At 65.7% G+C, this 14,358-nt stretch carries 14 protein-coding genes; 6 read left to right on the forward strand and 8 right to left on the reverse strand.

Going from position 1 to position 14,358, the window contains the following annotated elements; translation table 11 throughout:
* Positions 1-115 precede the first annotated feature (115 nt).
* A complete protein-coding gene (locus tag AR540_RS15660; RefSeq protein ID WP_059230139.1) occupies positions 116-1,420 on the forward strand; it encodes an MFS transporter in 1,305 nt (434 codons plus the stop codon).
* Positions 1,421-1,480: 60 nt separating this feature from the next.
* Here AR540_RS15660 and purT read toward each other — a convergent pair whose 3' ends face one another.
* The 3 genes from purT to AR540_RS15675 form a co-directional block, all read right to left on the reverse strand.
* On the reverse strand, positions 1,481-2,662 hold the full coding sequence (purT, locus tag AR540_RS15665) for a formate-dependent phosphoribosylglycinamide formyltransferase (protein ID WP_059230140.1): 1,182 nt from the start codon (positions 2,660-2,662) through the stop codon (positions 1,481-1,483).
* A gap of 21 nt (positions 2,663-2,683) precedes the next feature.
* On the reverse strand, positions 2,684-2,881 hold the full coding sequence (locus AR540_RS15670; protein WP_059230141.1) for a DUF1289 domain-containing protein: 198 nt from the start codon (positions 2,879-2,881) through the stop codon (positions 2,684-2,686).
* A gap of 219 nt (positions 2,882-3,100) precedes the next feature.
* A complete protein-coding gene (locus tag AR540_RS15675) occupies positions 3,101-3,688 on the reverse strand; it encodes a CoA pyrophosphatase (RefSeq protein ID WP_059230142.1) in 588 nt (195 codons plus the stop codon).
* Positions 3,689-3,827: 139 nt separating this feature from the next.
* Between AR540_RS15675 and AR540_RS15680 the strand changes: the two genes are divergently transcribed.
* Positions 3,828-4,382, forward strand: coding sequence for an NUDIX hydrolase (locus AR540_RS15680; protein ID WP_059230143.1), 555 nt, complete (start codon positions 3,828-3,830; stop codon positions 4,380-4,382).
* 86 nt (positions 4,383-4,468) lie between these two features.
* A complete protein-coding gene (locus AR540_RS15685; protein WP_442963798.1) occupies positions 4,469-4,942 on the forward strand; it encodes a L,D-transpeptidase family protein in 474 nt (157 codons plus the stop codon).
* A 197-nt stretch (positions 4,943-5,139) separates the two neighbouring features.
* On the opposite strand, the gene AR540_RS15690 is transcribed toward AR540_RS15685, so the two are convergent.
* From AR540_RS15690 to AR540_RS15705, 4 genes are read right to left on the reverse strand one after another with little or no spacing between them, the layout of a single operon-like run.
* On the reverse strand, positions 5,140-6,294 hold the full coding sequence (locus tag AR540_RS15690; protein ID WP_059230145.1) for an ABC transporter ATP-binding protein: 1,155 nt from the start codon (positions 6,292-6,294) through the stop codon (positions 5,140-5,142).
* A 10-nt stretch (positions 6,295-6,304) separates the two neighbouring features.
* Positions 6,305-6,964 (reverse strand): ABC transporter permease, encoded by a 660-nt coding sequence (locus tag AR540_RS15695; RefSeq protein ID WP_059230146.1) that lies wholly within the window; start codon positions 6,962-6,964, stop codon positions 6,305-6,307.
* 3 nt (positions 6,965-6,967) lie between these two features.
* Positions 6,968-7,870 carry a glycine betaine ABC transporter substrate-binding protein gene (locus AR540_RS15700; RefSeq protein WP_059230147.1) on the reverse strand — a complete coding sequence of 301 codons (903 nt, stop codon included), beginning with the start codon at positions 7,868-7,870 and terminating at the stop codon, positions 6,968-6,970.
* Positions 7,871-7,879: 9 nt separating this feature from the next.
* Positions 7,880-8,590: an ABC transporter permease gene (locus AR540_RS15705; RefSeq protein WP_059230148.1), complete on the reverse strand. Its 711-nt coding sequence runs from the start codon at positions 8,588-8,590 to the stop codon at positions 7,880-7,882.
* A gap of 724 nt (positions 8,591-9,314) precedes the next feature.
* Between AR540_RS15705 and AR540_RS25460 the strand changes: the two genes are divergently transcribed.
* The 3 genes from AR540_RS25460 (at position 9,315) to AR540_RS15715 (ending at position 12,343) form a co-directional block, all read left to right on the forward strand.
* On the forward strand, positions 9,315-9,506 hold the full coding sequence (locus tag AR540_RS25460) for a hypothetical protein (RefSeq protein WP_153014258.1): 192 nt from the start codon (positions 9,315-9,317) through the stop codon (positions 9,504-9,506).
* A 311-nt stretch (positions 9,507-9,817) separates the two neighbouring features.
* Positions 9,818-10,864 (forward strand): glycoside hydrolase family 5 protein, encoded by a 1,047-nt coding sequence (locus AR540_RS15710; RefSeq protein ID WP_059230149.1) that lies wholly within the window; start codon positions 9,818-9,820, stop codon positions 10,862-10,864.
* A 303-nt stretch (positions 10,865-11,167) separates the two neighbouring features.
* Positions 11,168-12,343: an acyltransferase family protein gene (locus AR540_RS15715; protein ID WP_059230150.1), complete on the forward strand. Its 1,176-nt coding sequence runs from the start codon at positions 11,168-11,170 to the stop codon at positions 12,341-12,343.
* A gap of 334 nt (positions 12,344-12,677) precedes the next feature.
* Here AR540_RS15715 and AR540_RS15720 read toward each other — a convergent pair whose 3' ends face one another.
* Complete coding sequence (locus AR540_RS15720; protein WP_059230151.1) at positions 12,678-14,312, reverse strand: acyl-CoA dehydrogenase family protein; 1,635 nt, start codon at positions 14,310-14,312, stop codon at positions 12,678-12,680.
* Positions 14,313-14,358: the final 46 nt, after the last annotated feature.

The following is a 14,358-nucleotide window of genomic DNA, read 5'->3' on the forward strand; positions in this document are numbered from 1 at the left end:
CGCCCGGCACGTCATAATCAGGTCGTCCCGCCCGTCCCCATCCTCGGACAGCCGCTGCCCCACCGGGCCGCTCCGGCAGACGCCTTCTACAAGAACGACTGCCCGGTACCCCTGCATGTCCACGACCGCTGCCGCCTTCGACGCGCCCACCTCGGTGCCGCGCAATTCCCCGACCCGCGTGGCCACCGCCAGCTTCATCGGCACCGCCATCGAATTCTACGATTTCTACGTCTACGCCACGGCCGCGGCCCTGGTGATCGGCCCGGTGTTCTTTCCCCAGGGCTCGGGCGTGGCCCAGACCCTGAGCGCCTTCATCACCTTCGGCATCGCCTTCCTGGCGCGCCCCCTGGGCTCGCTGCTGTTCGGTCACTTCGGCGATCGCATCGGCCGCAAATCCACCCTGGTGGTTTCGCTGCTGCTGATGGGCATCTCCACCACCCTGATCGGCCTCCTGCCCGGTTACGCCAGTATCGGCGTCTGGGCGCCGATACTTCTCTGCGTGCTGAGATTCGGCCAGGGGCTGGGATTGGGCGGCGAGTGGGGCGGCGCGGCGCTGCTGGCCACCGAGAATGCCCCACCCGGCAAGCGTGCCTGGTTCGGCATGTTCCCCCAGCTCGGCCCCTCCATTGGCTTCCTGCTGGCCAACGGCCTGTTCCTCGCCCTGGCGCTGCTGCTGGACGACGAGCAATTCCGCGCCTGGGGCTGGCGCCTCCCCTTCCTGCTCAGCGCCCTGCTGGTAGTGGTGGGCCTCTATGTACGACTGTCGCTGCACGAGACGCCGGTGTTCGCCGAGGCCATGGCCCGCCGGGAAAAGCTGCGCCTGCCCATGGCCGAGACCTTCGGCAGGCATGGCAAGGCGGTGCTGCTGGGCGCCCTGAGCATGGTGGTGTGCTACGCCCTTTTCTATATCTCCACGGTGTTCTCGCTGAGCTACGGGGTGAAGAACCTCGGCTACAGCCGGCAGGAATTCCTCGGCCTGCTGTGCATCGCGGTGCTGTTCATGGCCCTGGCCACGCCGCTGTCGGCCTGGCTGGCCGATCGCTTCGGGCGCAAGCCGGTGCTGGCGGCGAGCGCCATCGCCGCCCTCCTGTCGGGCTTCGCCATGGAACCGCTGCTGCTCCATGGCTCCAGCCAGGCGGTGGGCCTGTTCCTGGCCCTGGAGCTGTTCCTCATGGGCATGACCTTCGGCCCCATGGGCGCCCTGCTGCCGGAGATCTTTCCCACCCGGGTGCGCTACACCGGTGCCTCGGCGGCCTACAACCTGGGCGGTATCCTCGGCGCCTCCCTGGCACCCTATGCGGCGCAGCAACTGGTGGAAACCGGCGGCCTGAGCTGGGTGGGTGGCTATGTCTCGGCGGCGGCGGCCATCAGCCTGGTGGCGGTGCTGTGCATGCGCGAAACCCGAGATCAGTCGCTGTAGATTGTTCAGCGCATGAAAAAAGGGCCCCGCGGGGCCCTTTTGCGTGGCGCGCAAACGGCGCTACAGCTCGACCTTCACCGCCTGGGACGCGCGCACGGCCTTGGCGCGGGCCGCCTCGATGCTTTCGTCGCGCGCCAGGGTCACGCCCATGCGGCGCTGACCCTTGACCTCGGGCTTGCCGAACAGGCGCAGTGCGGTGTCGGGCTCGGCCAGGGCCGCGCCCAGGTTGGCGAAGGCGGTCTGGCGCGACTCGCCGTCCACCAGGATCACCGCCGAGGCCGAGGGGCCGAACTGGCGGATGGCCGGGATCGGCAGGCCGAGGATGGCCCGGGCGTGCAGGGCGAACTCGGAGAGGTCCTGGGAGATCAGGGTCACCAGGCCGGTGTCGTGGGGACGCGGCGAGACCTCGCTGAACCAGACCTGGTCGCCCTTGACGAACAGCTCGACGCCGAACAGACCGCGACCACCCAGGGCCTCGGTGACCGCACGGGCGACCCGCTCGGACTCGGCCAGGGCCTTCTCGCTCATGGCCTGGGGCTGCCAGGACTCGTGGTAGTCGCCCTTGACCTGGCGATGGCCGACCGGTGCGCAGAAGGCGGTGCCACCGACGTGACGCACGGTCAGCAGGGTGATCTCGTAGTCGAAGTCGACGAAGCCCTCGACGATCACCCGACCCTTGCCGGCACGTCCGCCCTCCTGGGCGTACTGCCAGGCAGCCTGGAGTTCCTCGGCGCTGCGCAGCAGGCTCTGGCCCTTGCCCGAGGAGCTCATGATCGGCTTGACCACGCAGGGATAGCCCAACGCCTCGGCGGCGGCGGCGTAGTCCTCGTAGGTATCGGCGAAATGGTAGGGCGAGGTGGGCAGGCCCAGTTCCTCGGCAGCGAGGCGGCGGATGCCCTCGCGATTCATGGTGAGCTGGGCAGCGCGGGCGGTGGGCACCACGGTGTAGCCCTCGCCTTCCAGTTCCACCAGGGTGGCGGTGGCGATGGCTTCGATTTCCGGCACGATGAAGTGCGGCTGCTCGCGCTCGATCACCGCGCGCAGGGCGGCGCCGTCGAGCATGTCGATGACGTGGCTGCGGTGGGCGACCTGCATGGCCGGGGCATCGGCGTAGCGATCCACGGCGATGACCTCGACGCCCAGGCGCTGCAGTTCGATGACGACTTCCTTGCCCAGTTCGCCGGAGCCGCAGAGCAGCACGCGGGTGGCGCTGGGGGACAGGGGGGTACCGATACGGGGCATGACAGATCTCTCCGGCTGATGTCAGGTCAGGAAGGCCGCACCGCCCGCCCGCGCCCGCTCGTCGCAGCGCAACAGCACCTCGCGGCGCTCGGCGTCGCTCATGGACATCCAGCGGGTGATCTCGGCGGCGCTGCGCTGGCAACCGATGCAGATGTCCTGTTCGTCCAGGGCACAGACATGGACGCAGGGCGAACGCACGGGTGAATCGGCGGTGGTCATGCGGCTTCCCTCGAATGGCCGCGCATTGTGCCCGTTAACGTCCGACTTGGCATGTGCCTTTACCTTGTCGCTAGGCTCTGCACGAAAAGGCCTGCGCTCGGTGATGCTTCGTTGAAAAACGCTTCGGAATGCTCATTTACCACTCGTAAACTCCGCTTCCTCAGCGCTTTTCTCCTCGCCTGACCTTCGCTCGGCGACTTTTCGTACAGAGCCTACCGCTCAATCCCGCCTGGGCGGTGCCTTGAGCACGATACCGGCGTCGTACAGCAAGTTGACCAGTTCGACGATGATCACCGCCGTTAGCCCCCAGATGCGGTGCTCGCCATACTGATAGCTGGGCACCTGCCAGCGCAGGCCGTCGTGGTCGACCCTGAGGGTGTAATCCGGCGGCACCTCGCAGAAGAACTGCAGGGGCACGGTGAAGATCGCGGCGATCTCGGCTTCGCTGGGGATGTAGTCGAGCTGATCGGGAATCAGGGCGACGATGGGGGTCACCGCCAGGCCGTAGCGCGACACCAGCGGACTCAGGGGGGCGATCACCTCCACCAGCCCCGGCGGCAGGCCGACCTCTTCCTCGGCCTCGCGCAAGGCGGTGGCGACCAGGTCGGCGTCCTCGGGATCACGACGACCGCCCGGCAGCGCCACCTCGCCGCCATGGGTGGACAGGTTGCTGGCCCTCAGGGTGAGCAGCAACTCGGGATGCTCGCCGCGAATGATGGGGACCAGCACCGCCGCTTCCTGGTAGCTTTCGGTGCCGCCCAGGGTGCGCGGCTGATAGTGACGCAGGCGCTGGAGCAACTCATCCACGCCGGAATTCTCCCTTGCTCATCGTATCCCCTGGATCATGGCACGGCCGCGGGGCAATCCCAAGTCCGACCATCAGCCCAGCCATCGCTTGCGGGCCCGGTAACCGCCCCGGCACACTGCAGCAAAACGAGGGTGAGCCATGAAGCATTGCAATCACTGCGGCGGCCTGCTGGAGGAACTTATCCCTGCCGGGGACAACCGGATGCGCCTGGTCTGCAGCCAGTGTGGCGCGGTGCACTACCAGAATCCCCGCGTGGTGGCCGGCTGCCTGGCGACCTGGGAGGGCAAGGTCCTGCTCTGCCAGCGCGCCATCGAGCCGCGCAAGGGTTACTGGACGCTGCCAGCAGGCTTCATGGAGAACGGCGAGACCACCACCGAGGCCGCCGCCCGGGAGACCTTCGAGGAAGCCGGCGCGGCCGTACAGGGCCTGGAGCTCTACACCCTCTTCGACCTGCCGCACATCGACCAGATCTACATGCTGTTCCGCGGCGAACTGGTCGACGGCCACTTCGGCGTCGGCGAGGAAAGCCTGGACGTGCGCCTTCTGGACGAAGCCGACATCCCCTGGTCGTCTCTGGCTTTTCCGACCATCAGGCGAACACTAGAATGCTTTTTCGCCGACCGCCGCCAGGGCGTCTTCCCGCTGCGCCATGAAGGCATGGCGCCCATGGTGGTCGCACCCAAGCCTGCCTGAGCTCTTCCGAGGATCTTCCCGACATGCGTCCGTTGCACCTGTTGTTGGCGCTCTGCTATGTGCTGTGCGGTTCCTTGCTTCCCCAGCTGGCTCAGGCCAGTACCAGCGTCACGGTGATCCGCCAGCCGGCCGCGCCACTGATCGACAAGGTGCTGGTGATCAAGTCGCGCAATCAGTTGCAGTTGCTCAGCGGCGATACCGTGATGAAGTCCTATCGCATCTCGCTGGGCAAGAATCCCCGCGGCCCCAAGCTGCGCGAGGGTGACAAGCGCACCCCGGAAGGCTTCTATTGGATCGACTGGCGCAAGACCAGCGACAAGTTCAACCTGGCCATGCACATCTCCTATCCCAACCGGGACGACCTGGTGCGGGCTGAGAAGGCCGGCGTGCGCCCCGGCAGCATGATCATGCTGCACGGTACGCCCATCGACGAGGAGTATCCGGAGTGGTACTTCAATTCGCTGAACTGGACCGAGGGCTGCATCGCCCTGACCAACCATGACATGCGCGAGGTCTGGGGCCTGGTCAAGGATGGCACCCTGATCGAGATCCGCCCCTGAGAGCCTGTTCGAAGGCCGCTGCGCGTCGGTCAGACCGCGTTGAAGAGGCGCTGGGGCGCCAGCCCCGCCTGGGCGGCACCGTCGGAGTGCACATTTACCACTCGCAAACTCGCGCGAGTCCGACCCGCTTCCCCAGGTGTCTTCGCGGGGCCGCCCCGGCCTTTGAACGGACTCCGAGCCGATAGGCTTCCCGCGACCTACCCCGCCACCTGCTCCGCCGGCGAGACGATGCTGGTCTTGCCACGTGAACGGCCGCTGCTCAGGTAGTCGGCGATGGATTCCTGGGTGACCTCGCCGAGGAAGTCGTTGTCGGCGCTGAGCACCGGCAGCCAGGAGCTGTTGAACTGGTACATGCGCGACAGCAGGATGCGCAGGTGCTCGTCGAAGGCCGCTATGGCCTTGAACGGAGTGACGAAGGGCGCTACTGGCCCGCTCTGCCCACGCAGGTCGCGCCGGCGCACGTAGCCCAGTCCCTTGTTGGCCGCATCGGTCACCACCAGGTAGCGACGGTCGTGTTCTTCCATCAATTCCACGGCATCGCCGATCAGGGTCTCGGCCTGGATCGACGGGGCGTTGTCGGCGGCGTCCTCGGCGCGGATCAGCAGTAGGCGCTTGAGGGTGCTGTCCTGGCCGACGAAGTTGCTGACGAACTCGTCCTTGGGATGGGCCAGCAGGGTGTCCGGATGATCGAACTGCACCAGGCGCCCACCGCGGAACACGGCGATCTTGTCGCCCAGGCGGATGGCCTCGTCGATGTCGTGGCTGACCATGATCACCGTCTTGTTCAGCGCCCGCTGCATCTGGAAGAACTCGTTCTGGATGGCGTCGCGATTGATCGGGTCCACCGCGCCGAAGGGCTCGTCCATCAGCAGCAGTGGCGCCTCGGCCGCCAGGGCGCGGATCACGCCGATGCGCTGCTGCTGGCCCCCGGACAGCTCGCGCGGATAACGCGACAGGTACTGCTTGGGCTCGAGCTGCACCATGCTCATCAGTTCGGTGGCACGCTCGCGGCACTTCTTCTTGTCCCAGCCCAAGAGCTTGGGCACCACGGTGATGTTCTCCTCGATGGTCATGTTGGGAAACAGACCGATCTGCTGGATCACGTAGCCGATGTGGCGTCTGAGGGTCACCTCGTCGATGCCGGTGGTGTCCTCGCCATTGATCAGCACCCGTCCCGAGGTGGGCTCGATGAGGCGGTTGATCATCTTCAGGGTGGTGGTCTTGCCGCAACCGGAGGGGCCGAGGAAGACGCAGATCTGGCCCTCCTCCACGGTGAGGCTCACGGCATCCACCGCGGTCACGTCCTTGCCGTGCTGCTTGAAGGTCTTGGTGAGGCGGTCGAGTTCGATCATCTGGGACTCCTTAATGGGCGTTGCGCAGGCCGCGCGGGGTGAGGCGGCGTTGCAGCCACTGCAGAACGAGGTCGGCGACGATGGCCAGCAGGCTGACCAGCACGGCACCCACGATGAGAGTGGCCATGTCGCTGCGACTGATGGAGGTGAGGATGAGCACGCCCAGGCCACCGGCGCCAATGGTGGCGGCGATGGTCATGACGCCGATGTTCATGACCACGGCGGTGCGCACCCCGGCGAGGATCACCGGCAGGGCGATGGGCAGCTCGACCATCCGCAGGCGCTGCCAGAAGGTCATGCCGATGCCGGCGCCTGCCTCGCGAATGCCCGGTTCGACGTTGGTCAGCGCCAGGTAGGTGTTCCTCAGGATCGGCAGCAACGAATAGAGGAACACCGCGGTGATGGCCGGCAACGGACCGAGGCCCTGGCCGAACTTGGAGTAGAACGGCAGCAAGAGACCGAACAGGGCGATGGAGGGCAGCGTCATGACCACGGTGGCCACCGCCTGCAGCGGCCCGGCCAGCCAGGGGTAGCGCGTCATGAGGATGCCCAGGGGCACGCCCACCAGGATCGCCAGGGTCACGGCGACGCCCACCAGGGTGATGTGCTGGCGGGTCAGTTCGAGGACCTGCAGCCAGTCGATGTGATTGAAGGAGGTGACGAAATCCATGGGTCATTGCCCTCCACTTAGGGGGTGCTGGGCGAGGAAGTCGCGGGCTACCTGGGCCGGCGTCTGCCGCTCGATGTCCACCTTGGCGTTGAGCTGGCGCATGGTGGTCTGGTCCAGGCTCTCGGCCAGGGGCCTCAGCAACTCGGCGAGATCCGGATGCTTGGCCAGATACCCGGCGTTCACCACCGGCGCGGCGGTGTAGTCGGGGAAGTAGCCCTTGTCGTCTTCGAGCACCTTGAGCTTGAAGGCGTCCAGGCGGCCGTCCGTGGTGTAGACCAGGCCGGTGAACACCTGGCCATTACGCAGGGCGGTATAGACCAGGCCCGGGTCCATCTGGCGGATGTCGTCGCGGGTGTAGGTCAGGCCATAGGCCTTGACCAGGCCGGCGAGACCGTCGGAGCGATTGGCGAACTCGATGTCCAGTGCGGTCAGGTGGCGCTTGCCGGACTCGGCCTTGAGCAACCCGGCCAGGTCGCTGATGGTGTTCAGCTCGGGATGCTGTCGGGCGACCTTCTCCGGCAGCGCCAGGGCATAGGTGTTGTTGAAGCGCGTGGGCGCCAGCCAGGCCAGCCCGGTCTTGGCGTCCAGCTCCTTGACGCGCTGGTAGGAGGCGTCCTTGTCCAGTCGCTCGGTGACGTGGTTGTAGGCCACCAGCGAGGTCCCGGTGTATTCCCAGGTGAGGTCGAGCTGGGCGTTCTTCACGCCGTTCCAGGCGATGGTACTGCCCAGGCCGCCGACGATCTCCGGCTGGTAGCCGTGCTTGGCCAGGTACTGGCCGGTAAGCTCGGCGAGGATGGCCTGCTCGGTGAAGACCTTGGCACCGATACGGATGGGATCGGCCTGGGCACCACTGGCCAGGGTCAGGCCGAACCAGGCGGTGCCCAGGGCGATAAGCAACTTCTTCATCTCGTCTCCTTAGCGGGCCAGGCCGCGTTCCAGCCAGAGGCGACTGGCGAGCAGCACCAGGCCATCGAGCAGCAGCGCCAGCAGGGCGGTGGCCGCAGCGCCCAGCAGCAGCTGCGACTGGTTCTCCAGGGCGATGGCGGGAAAGATCAGGCTGCCCAGGCTGTTGGCGCCGATCAGGAACACCAGCGGCGTGGTGCCGACGTTGATCGCCAGGGCCACCCTTACCCCACCGACGATGATGGGCACGGCATTGGGCAGTTCCACCTTGGTCAGCACCTGGTTGGGCGTCATGCCGATCCCCGTGGCGGCCTCCTTGAGCGAGCCGGGCACGTTCCTCAGACCCTCGTAGGTGTTGCGCACAATGGGCAGCAGCGAGGCAAGGAACAGCGCCAGGATCGCCGGGCCGTCGCCGATGCCGACGATGCCCAGGGCGATGGCCAGCACCGCCAGCGGTGGCACGGTATTGCCGATGTTGAACACCTGCATGAAGCGCTCGGCGCTGCTGGCGAAGCGCGGCCGGCTGAGCACCACGCCGGCGGGAATGCCCACCAGCAGTGCCGCGATCATGGAGAGCGCCACCAGATAGAGATGAGCCTGGAGATAGAACCAGAGGTCTGCGCGATAGGTACGCAGCGTATCCATACCGATCCAGTGCACCAGCAGTGCCAGGATCACCACTCCCACGGCCGTGCCGAGCAGGAGGGTCTTGAACTTCGCCATGTCAGGCTCCTTCAACGAGCGGACAGGCCGCGTGCCTTCCAATTGCGGAACTCGCACCAAGGGCGAGGTGCACGACGGCTGCCCAGGTTCAGGGTCGAGACGCAGCGGGGCATGGAGGGATGCCGGCTGGACCAACGGGGTGATGCGGCTAGCGAACGTCCGCAGCGCCCTTGGGTGTCCGCTACGCGGGTAGCGACATGGCACTTTGCCTCGACCGAAGTGATTGACGCCCATCGTGGTCGATAGTTCGCCAACTCTTTTTCAGGCTAACCCAATAGGCTGGCTCAATGCCAACCCCGGTCAGGAAGCCAGAGGGATAGCGAACGAACGAGCGTCCCGTGTCGACTTGCGGTGACGCGGGCACCCAAGCGGGTATCCATGAGCTCATCGCATCGGATAGCAGTACGCAAACTTAATAGCCTCGTTGTTATCCACTTGGCACTGTCGAGGTGACACCCCTCGCAAACAGCCGGGACGACCGTCCTGGTTTCGTGGCAGAGGACACAGGCCAGCTGACGTATGGTCATGGTTGAAACATCTTTCTGTGCGCTAGTACATCGCCAGCGTTTTGGCACCCCTCTATCATTCTGACGAGTGGCTGACGCGTCGAGGGATCATTCAGCCATCTCAAGGTCAATAGGTGGCCCAGTGACAGCACTCGATGCCGCTCCTGGTACCGCTATAACAACAGACTATTTAACGAGCTAACTTCAAAGGGAACGTTATGAATGACATGACGGCTTGTGCATCGTTGGACTCCGCTACCCTGTCTCCTGCCCCCGTCCTGCTGCTGCAACCCAAGGTGGAAAATTGGGTGGTGGTGTATGCCCACGGTGGCCTGATCGCCGAATTCAGCGACGAGGCCTCGGCCCGCAACGAAGCCGAGCAATGGGCAGGAATCTGCCTGCGCCGCTGAGGATCACCGCTGGATGATCTGCCCTGCGCCGTCGTCGGACGGAAAGCTGTCGCAGGCAGCTCATCGACCGCCTCGATCCCTTCGGCGTCGGCCGTTCCGCCGCCATTCGAGCACCTCGCGGCCATGCCCGCCACTTCCTTCCGCCCCAACCCAGCTCGCAATTCCATGGTCTTGGCACGGCATTAACGTTGCCTGCCTCACCTTCTGAACACGACGACTGCAACTTCCCGGCGGCTATTCTGGCCTCATGGGCGAGTCGGGCAGCGCCTGCCCGCGATCACCGTCCTCCGTCACTGCCAGGGACCTTGCCGATGACGCTTCGCCTGAAATTCGCTTTCGCGCCTCTCGTCCTGCTGTTCAGCCTCGGTAACGCATCGGCCGCACCCGCCGATACCCGGGACTTCCCCACCGACCTGGTCGGCCTGAATTTTTCCGGCGCCGGCTTCGCCCCCCACGTCCTGCCGGGCAAGCCAGGGACCAACTACTTCTTTCCCGATGCCGGCCACTACCGGCGCTGGGCGGCCAAGGGTATCCGGGTCATCCGCTTCCCGGTCATATGGGAGCGCCTGCAACCTCGTCTCGGCGCGGACCTCGATCCGACCTACGCCAAGCTGATCGACCAGACGCTGGACAACGCCAAGCGCTACCGCATGCGCGTGGTGCTCGATCTGCACAACTACATGAGATACCGCGGCCAGGTCATCGGCAGCCCGGCCGTGCCCTACGAGGCCTATGCCGACGTGCTCCGCCGCCTCGCCCAGCGCTGGCACCAACATCCGGCGCTGGTCGCCTACGACATCATGAACGAGCCCCATGACGCGGTTGAGCAGTGGCCGATCGCGGCCCAGCACGGCATCGACGCGGTACGTCAGGTGGATCGTTCCCGACCGATCCTGGTCGAGGGGAATGGCTGGTCCAGCAGCTACCTCTGGCCGCGCTACAACGCCAAGCTGCTCGAGCTCAAGGATCCGGCGGACAACCTGATCTATTCCGCTCACGTCTATTTCGATAACGACGGTGGCGGCAAGTACCTCAAGAAGGACATGACCGACTTCGATCCGGACGTTGGAATCCGTCGCGTCGAGCCCTTCATCACCTGGCTCAAGCAGCATGGCAAGCGTGGCCATATCGGTGAGTTCGGCGTACCGGACAACGACCCGCGCTGGCTGGCGGCGATGGATCGCCTGCTGGCGCGCCTGCGCCAGGAATGCATCCCGGCGATGTACTGGGCGGCCGGTCCCAACTGGGGCAACTACACGCTGGCCATCGAGCCGGTGAACGGCAAGCCGCGCCCGCAATGGGCTGTGCTGCAGAAGTACGTCAAGCCGTCCGACTGCCGGACGCTGGGACCACGCTGAGCGAAGCGCCGCCCGGCAAGCCAGGCGGCGTCTTCTTGCGGTTGTGCGACAACCTATCCGAAAATCGGTGACTGCAATCACAAAAAAGCCTGGCCACGGAGGGCCTAGCAAGAACTCGTGGGCTTTTGGCGATCAAAGTGTAACAGCAAGTAATAGTTCGACTATTGGAAGCCACTTGCGATGCACAAGAGCCAGGATGCCATGTCACCCCTCGTTCACCTTCCCGAGCCGCTATCCCTATCGCCCTAGGGCTGGCACTGCCACTCGCTGCCCTCCTTCATCGTGTACCCACAGGGAAGTTCCATGGAAAGATTCGTCGCGCTGGATAGCTTTCGCGGCCTGCTGGCCGTAGCGGTGGTCCTGTTCCACACCTACGTCGCCCAGGCCGCCTCGGAAAACCCGCTGATCGCCAACGCCTATTTGTTCGTCGAGTTTTTCTTCGTACTCAGCGGTTTCGTACTGATGCACACCTACGAAACCCGCCTGCGCTCCCCGAACGACTACCGCGACTTCGCCATCGGTCGCTCGGCACGCATCCTGCCGCTGCATCTGGCCATGCTCGCGCTCTATGTGCTGCTCGAGACCGGCCGCCTGTTGGCCGAGCGACTGGGTATCACCTTCAACGATCCGGCCTTCAGCGGTGCCACCGGTCCCGAACAGTTCCTGCCCAACCTGCTGTTGCTGCAGTCCTGGCTGGGTGAAGCCATCACCGGCTCGTTCAACTATCCGTCCTGGAGCATCAGCATCGAGTACTACCTCTACCTGGTCTTCGGCCTGCTGGTCCTCAAAGGCCAGGGTCACCACCGCCAATGGTTCCTGGTGATCGCCCTGCTGGCCTTCCTGCAGCTGCTGTTTCCCGTGCTGCCGTTGAAGACCGAGATCTTCCGTGGGCTGTCGTGCTTCTTCGGCGGCGCCTGCACCTATCGCCTTTACGTCTGGATCAAGACCCGGCAGCCGGAGCAGTTCGGTGGCACCCTGCTGGAGGTAGCCTGCCTGATCGCCGCCACCGCGGTGATGACCTCGGATCTGCCGGTAGCCAAGAAAGGGGTGCTGGCCAGCCTGGTGTTCTGCTTCACCATCCTGACCTTCGCCTTCGAGCGTGGGCTGATTTCCAGCGTGCTGCACCATGGCGTTTTCGTCCGCCTGGGCGTGCTCTCCTACTCGATCTATCTGGGCCACGCCGCGGTGATCTTCGTGTTCAAGAGCGCCGTCATCGTGCTGGGCAAGCTGCTGCACCAGGACTTCACGGTAGTGGCCCCCTCCCACGACGTCCCGGTGCCCTTCATGATCCGCTACATCGCCACCGGCAGTCCGCTGCTGGACAACTTGCTGGTGCTACTGGAGCTCGCCACGGTGCTCGCTCTGGCCTGCCTGACCCACAGGTACATCGAGATACCCGGCATGGCCCTGGGCAAGCGCCTGGTACGCCAGCGACGCACACCGCCGCTGTGCGAAGGCAAGATCCAGCCCCAGCCCTAGTGTGATTTTTCAGCAGTTATCTAGGGTCTGTACGAAAAATGCCTGCGCTCGGTGATGCTTCGTTGAAAAAGGCATTCGGAATGCTCATTTACCACTCGTAAACTCCGCTTCCTCAGCCTTTTTCGCCTCGCCTAACCTTCGCTCGGCGACTTTTCGTACAGAACCTACACAATCTTGGCGGCGCTTTTTTGGCCGCAGCGGCGGACCGTCCTGGCGACCTTCCCACGCCTCGGCATAGCCCTGCTATGGCTCGTCAAGGCGCCTGGCCCGGTCGGAACGCCGAACCGCCCAAAAATCATTCGCCAATTCTTGCGCGAACGTCTGAAACACCACACTAGGCGAGCGCTCGCGCCACCAGTTCAGCCGTGGGTACACCCGGCGGTAGCGCACCATAGACCCGACCGGAGCCATCCTGCAGCCGGGTGGCGATGAAGGCCTCGGCGACCTGGGCATCGCCTTCCAGCAACAGCCGAGCCTGCAGCGCCAAGGCCAGGTCCTCGCAGAGCCGGCGCGCGGCCTCGCCAGGCGGCGTACCGGCGAGCGCCTGCCCCAGACGGGCCACCCGCGCCTCCAGCCGCGCGTCGCCGCTGCCGGCGAGCAGGCCGAGCACCGTCTCGCGCAACCCGGATTCGCGCTCCAGGGCGCGCAGGACGTCCAGGCACTGGACGTTACCCGAGCCTTCCCAGATGGAATTCACCGGGGCCTCGCGATACAGGCGTGGCAGGTTGCCGTCCTCGATGTAGCCGGCACCGCCCAGGCACTCGGCCGCCTCGTTGATGAAGGCCGGGGCGCGCTTGCAGACCCAGAACTTGCCCACCGCGGTGAACAGCCGCAGCAGCTGGCGCTCGCGCGCGTCCGCCGGCCGCTCCAGGGCCTGGGCCAGGCGCAGGGCGAGCACCAGGGCGGCCTCGCTCTCCAGCGCCAGATCGGCCAGCACGGCGGTCATCAGCGGCTGCACCACCAGTGGCCGGCCACCCACCTGGCGATGGCGGCAGTGGTGCACCGCCTGCGCCAGCGCCTGGCGCATCAGGGAGGCGGAGCCCAGCAGGCAGTCGAAGCGGGTCAGGGCCACCATCTGCAACAGGGTGGCGATACCCCGGCCTTCCTCACCCACTTGCCAGGCCAGGGCGCCACGGAATTCGATCTCGCAAGAGGCATTGGCACGGTTGCCGAGCTTGTCCTTGAGGCGCTGGATGTGGAAGGAGTTCTTGCTGCCGTCGGGGCGGATACGCGGCAGCAGCAGGCACGTCAGGCCTCCTTCGGTCTGCGCCAGGGTCAGCCAGCCGTCGCTCATGGGGGCCGAGCAGAACCACTTGTGGCCGAGCAACTCGTAGGCCCGCCCCTCGGCCATGTCGCCCAGGTAGCGGCCCTGGGTGGTGGTGGCACGCAGGTCGGTGCCACCCTGCTTCTCAGTCATGGCCATGCCCAGCAGGGCGCCGTCCTTCTGGGCCACCGGCAGCTCGCGCGGGTCGTAGGTTCGTGCCAGTACCTTGGGCAGCCAGAGCGCCGCCAGAGCCGGCGCCTGGCGCAGGGCGGCGACGCTGGCGTAGGTCATGGTCAGCGGGCAACTGCTGCCGGCTTCGGCCTGGTTGTGCAAATACATGTGCCCGGCACGCACCACCTGGGCACCGGGCCGCGGGTCGCTCCAGGGCGCGCTGGGAATACCGGCGTTCACCGCCGCATCCAGCAACCCGTGCCAGGCGGGATGGAACTCCACCCGATCGAGCCGCCGACCATAGCGGTCATGGCTGTGGAATTCCGGCGCCTGGCGATTGGCCTGGACGCCCAGCGCCAGCAACGGTCCGCCCGCCATGACGCCATAGGCCTCCAGTTGCGCCGCGCCCCAGGCGCCACCGTAGCGCTCGATACCGGCGATCAGCGCCGGGTCGCTCCGATAGAGAGAAGTACCTTCGAACGGCGGCGGCTGGTTGAACACCTCGTGGGTTTCGGCGGATTCGGACCAGAGCATGACGAGTTCCCCGAAGATGGCTGTCCCTTCATTCAAGCACGGCCTG

The sequence above is a fragment of the Pseudomonas sp. EpS/L25 genome, assembly GCF_001512295.1.
GTDB lineage: Bacteria > Pseudomonadota > Gammaproteobacteria > Pseudomonadales > Pseudomonadaceae > Chryseomonas.

Excerpts from the sequence above, each read along its gene's own strand:
- AR540_RS15705 (WP_059230148.1), bottom strand. The coding sequence starts at position 8,590 with ATGGCGAAGTTCAAGACCCTCCTGCTCGGCACGGCCGTGGGAGTGGTG.
- AR540_RS15710 (WP_059230149.1), top strand. The coding sequence starts at position 9,818 with ATGACGCTTCGCCTGAAATTCGCTTTCGCGCCTCTCGTCCTGCTGTTC.
- AR540_RS25460 (WP_153014258.1), top strand. The coding sequence starts at position 9,315 with ATGAATGACATGACGGCTTGTGCATCGTTGGACTCCGCTACCCTGTCT.
- AR540_RS15700 (WP_059230147.1), bottom strand. The coding sequence starts at position 7,870 with ATGAAGAAGTTGCTTATCGCCCTGGGCACCGCCTGGTTCGGCCTGACC.
- AR540_RS15690 (WP_059230145.1), bottom strand. The coding sequence starts at position 6,294 with ATGATCGAACTCGACCGCCTCACCAAGACCTTCAAGCAGCACGGCAAG.
- AR540_RS15670 (WP_059230141.1), bottom strand. The coding sequence starts at position 2,881 with ATGACCACCGCCGATTCACCCGTGCGTTCGCCCTGCGTCCATGTCTGT.
- AR540_RS15715 (WP_059230150.1), top strand. The coding sequence starts at position 11,168 with ATGGAAAGATTCGTCGCGCTGGATAGCTTTCGCGGCCTGCTGGCCGTA.
- AR540_RS15695 (WP_059230146.1), bottom strand. The coding sequence starts at position 6,964 with ATGGATTTCGTCACCTCCTTCAATCACATCGACTGGCTGCAGGTCCTC.
- AR540_RS15660 (WP_059230139.1), top strand. The coding sequence starts at position 116 with ATGTCCACGACCGCTGCCGCCTTCGACGCGCCCACCTCGGTGCCGCGC.
- AR540_RS15720 (WP_059230151.1), bottom strand. The coding sequence starts at position 14,312 with ATGCTCTGGTCCGAATCCGCCGAAACCCACGAGGTGTTCAACCAGCCG.
- purT (WP_059230140.1), bottom strand. The coding sequence starts at position 2,662 with ATGCCCCGTATCGGTACCCCCCTGTCCCCCAGCGCCACCCGCGTGCTG.
- AR540_RS15680 (WP_059230143.1), top strand. The coding sequence starts at position 3,828 with ATGAAGCATTGCAATCACTGCGGCGGCCTGCTGGAGGAACTTATCCCT.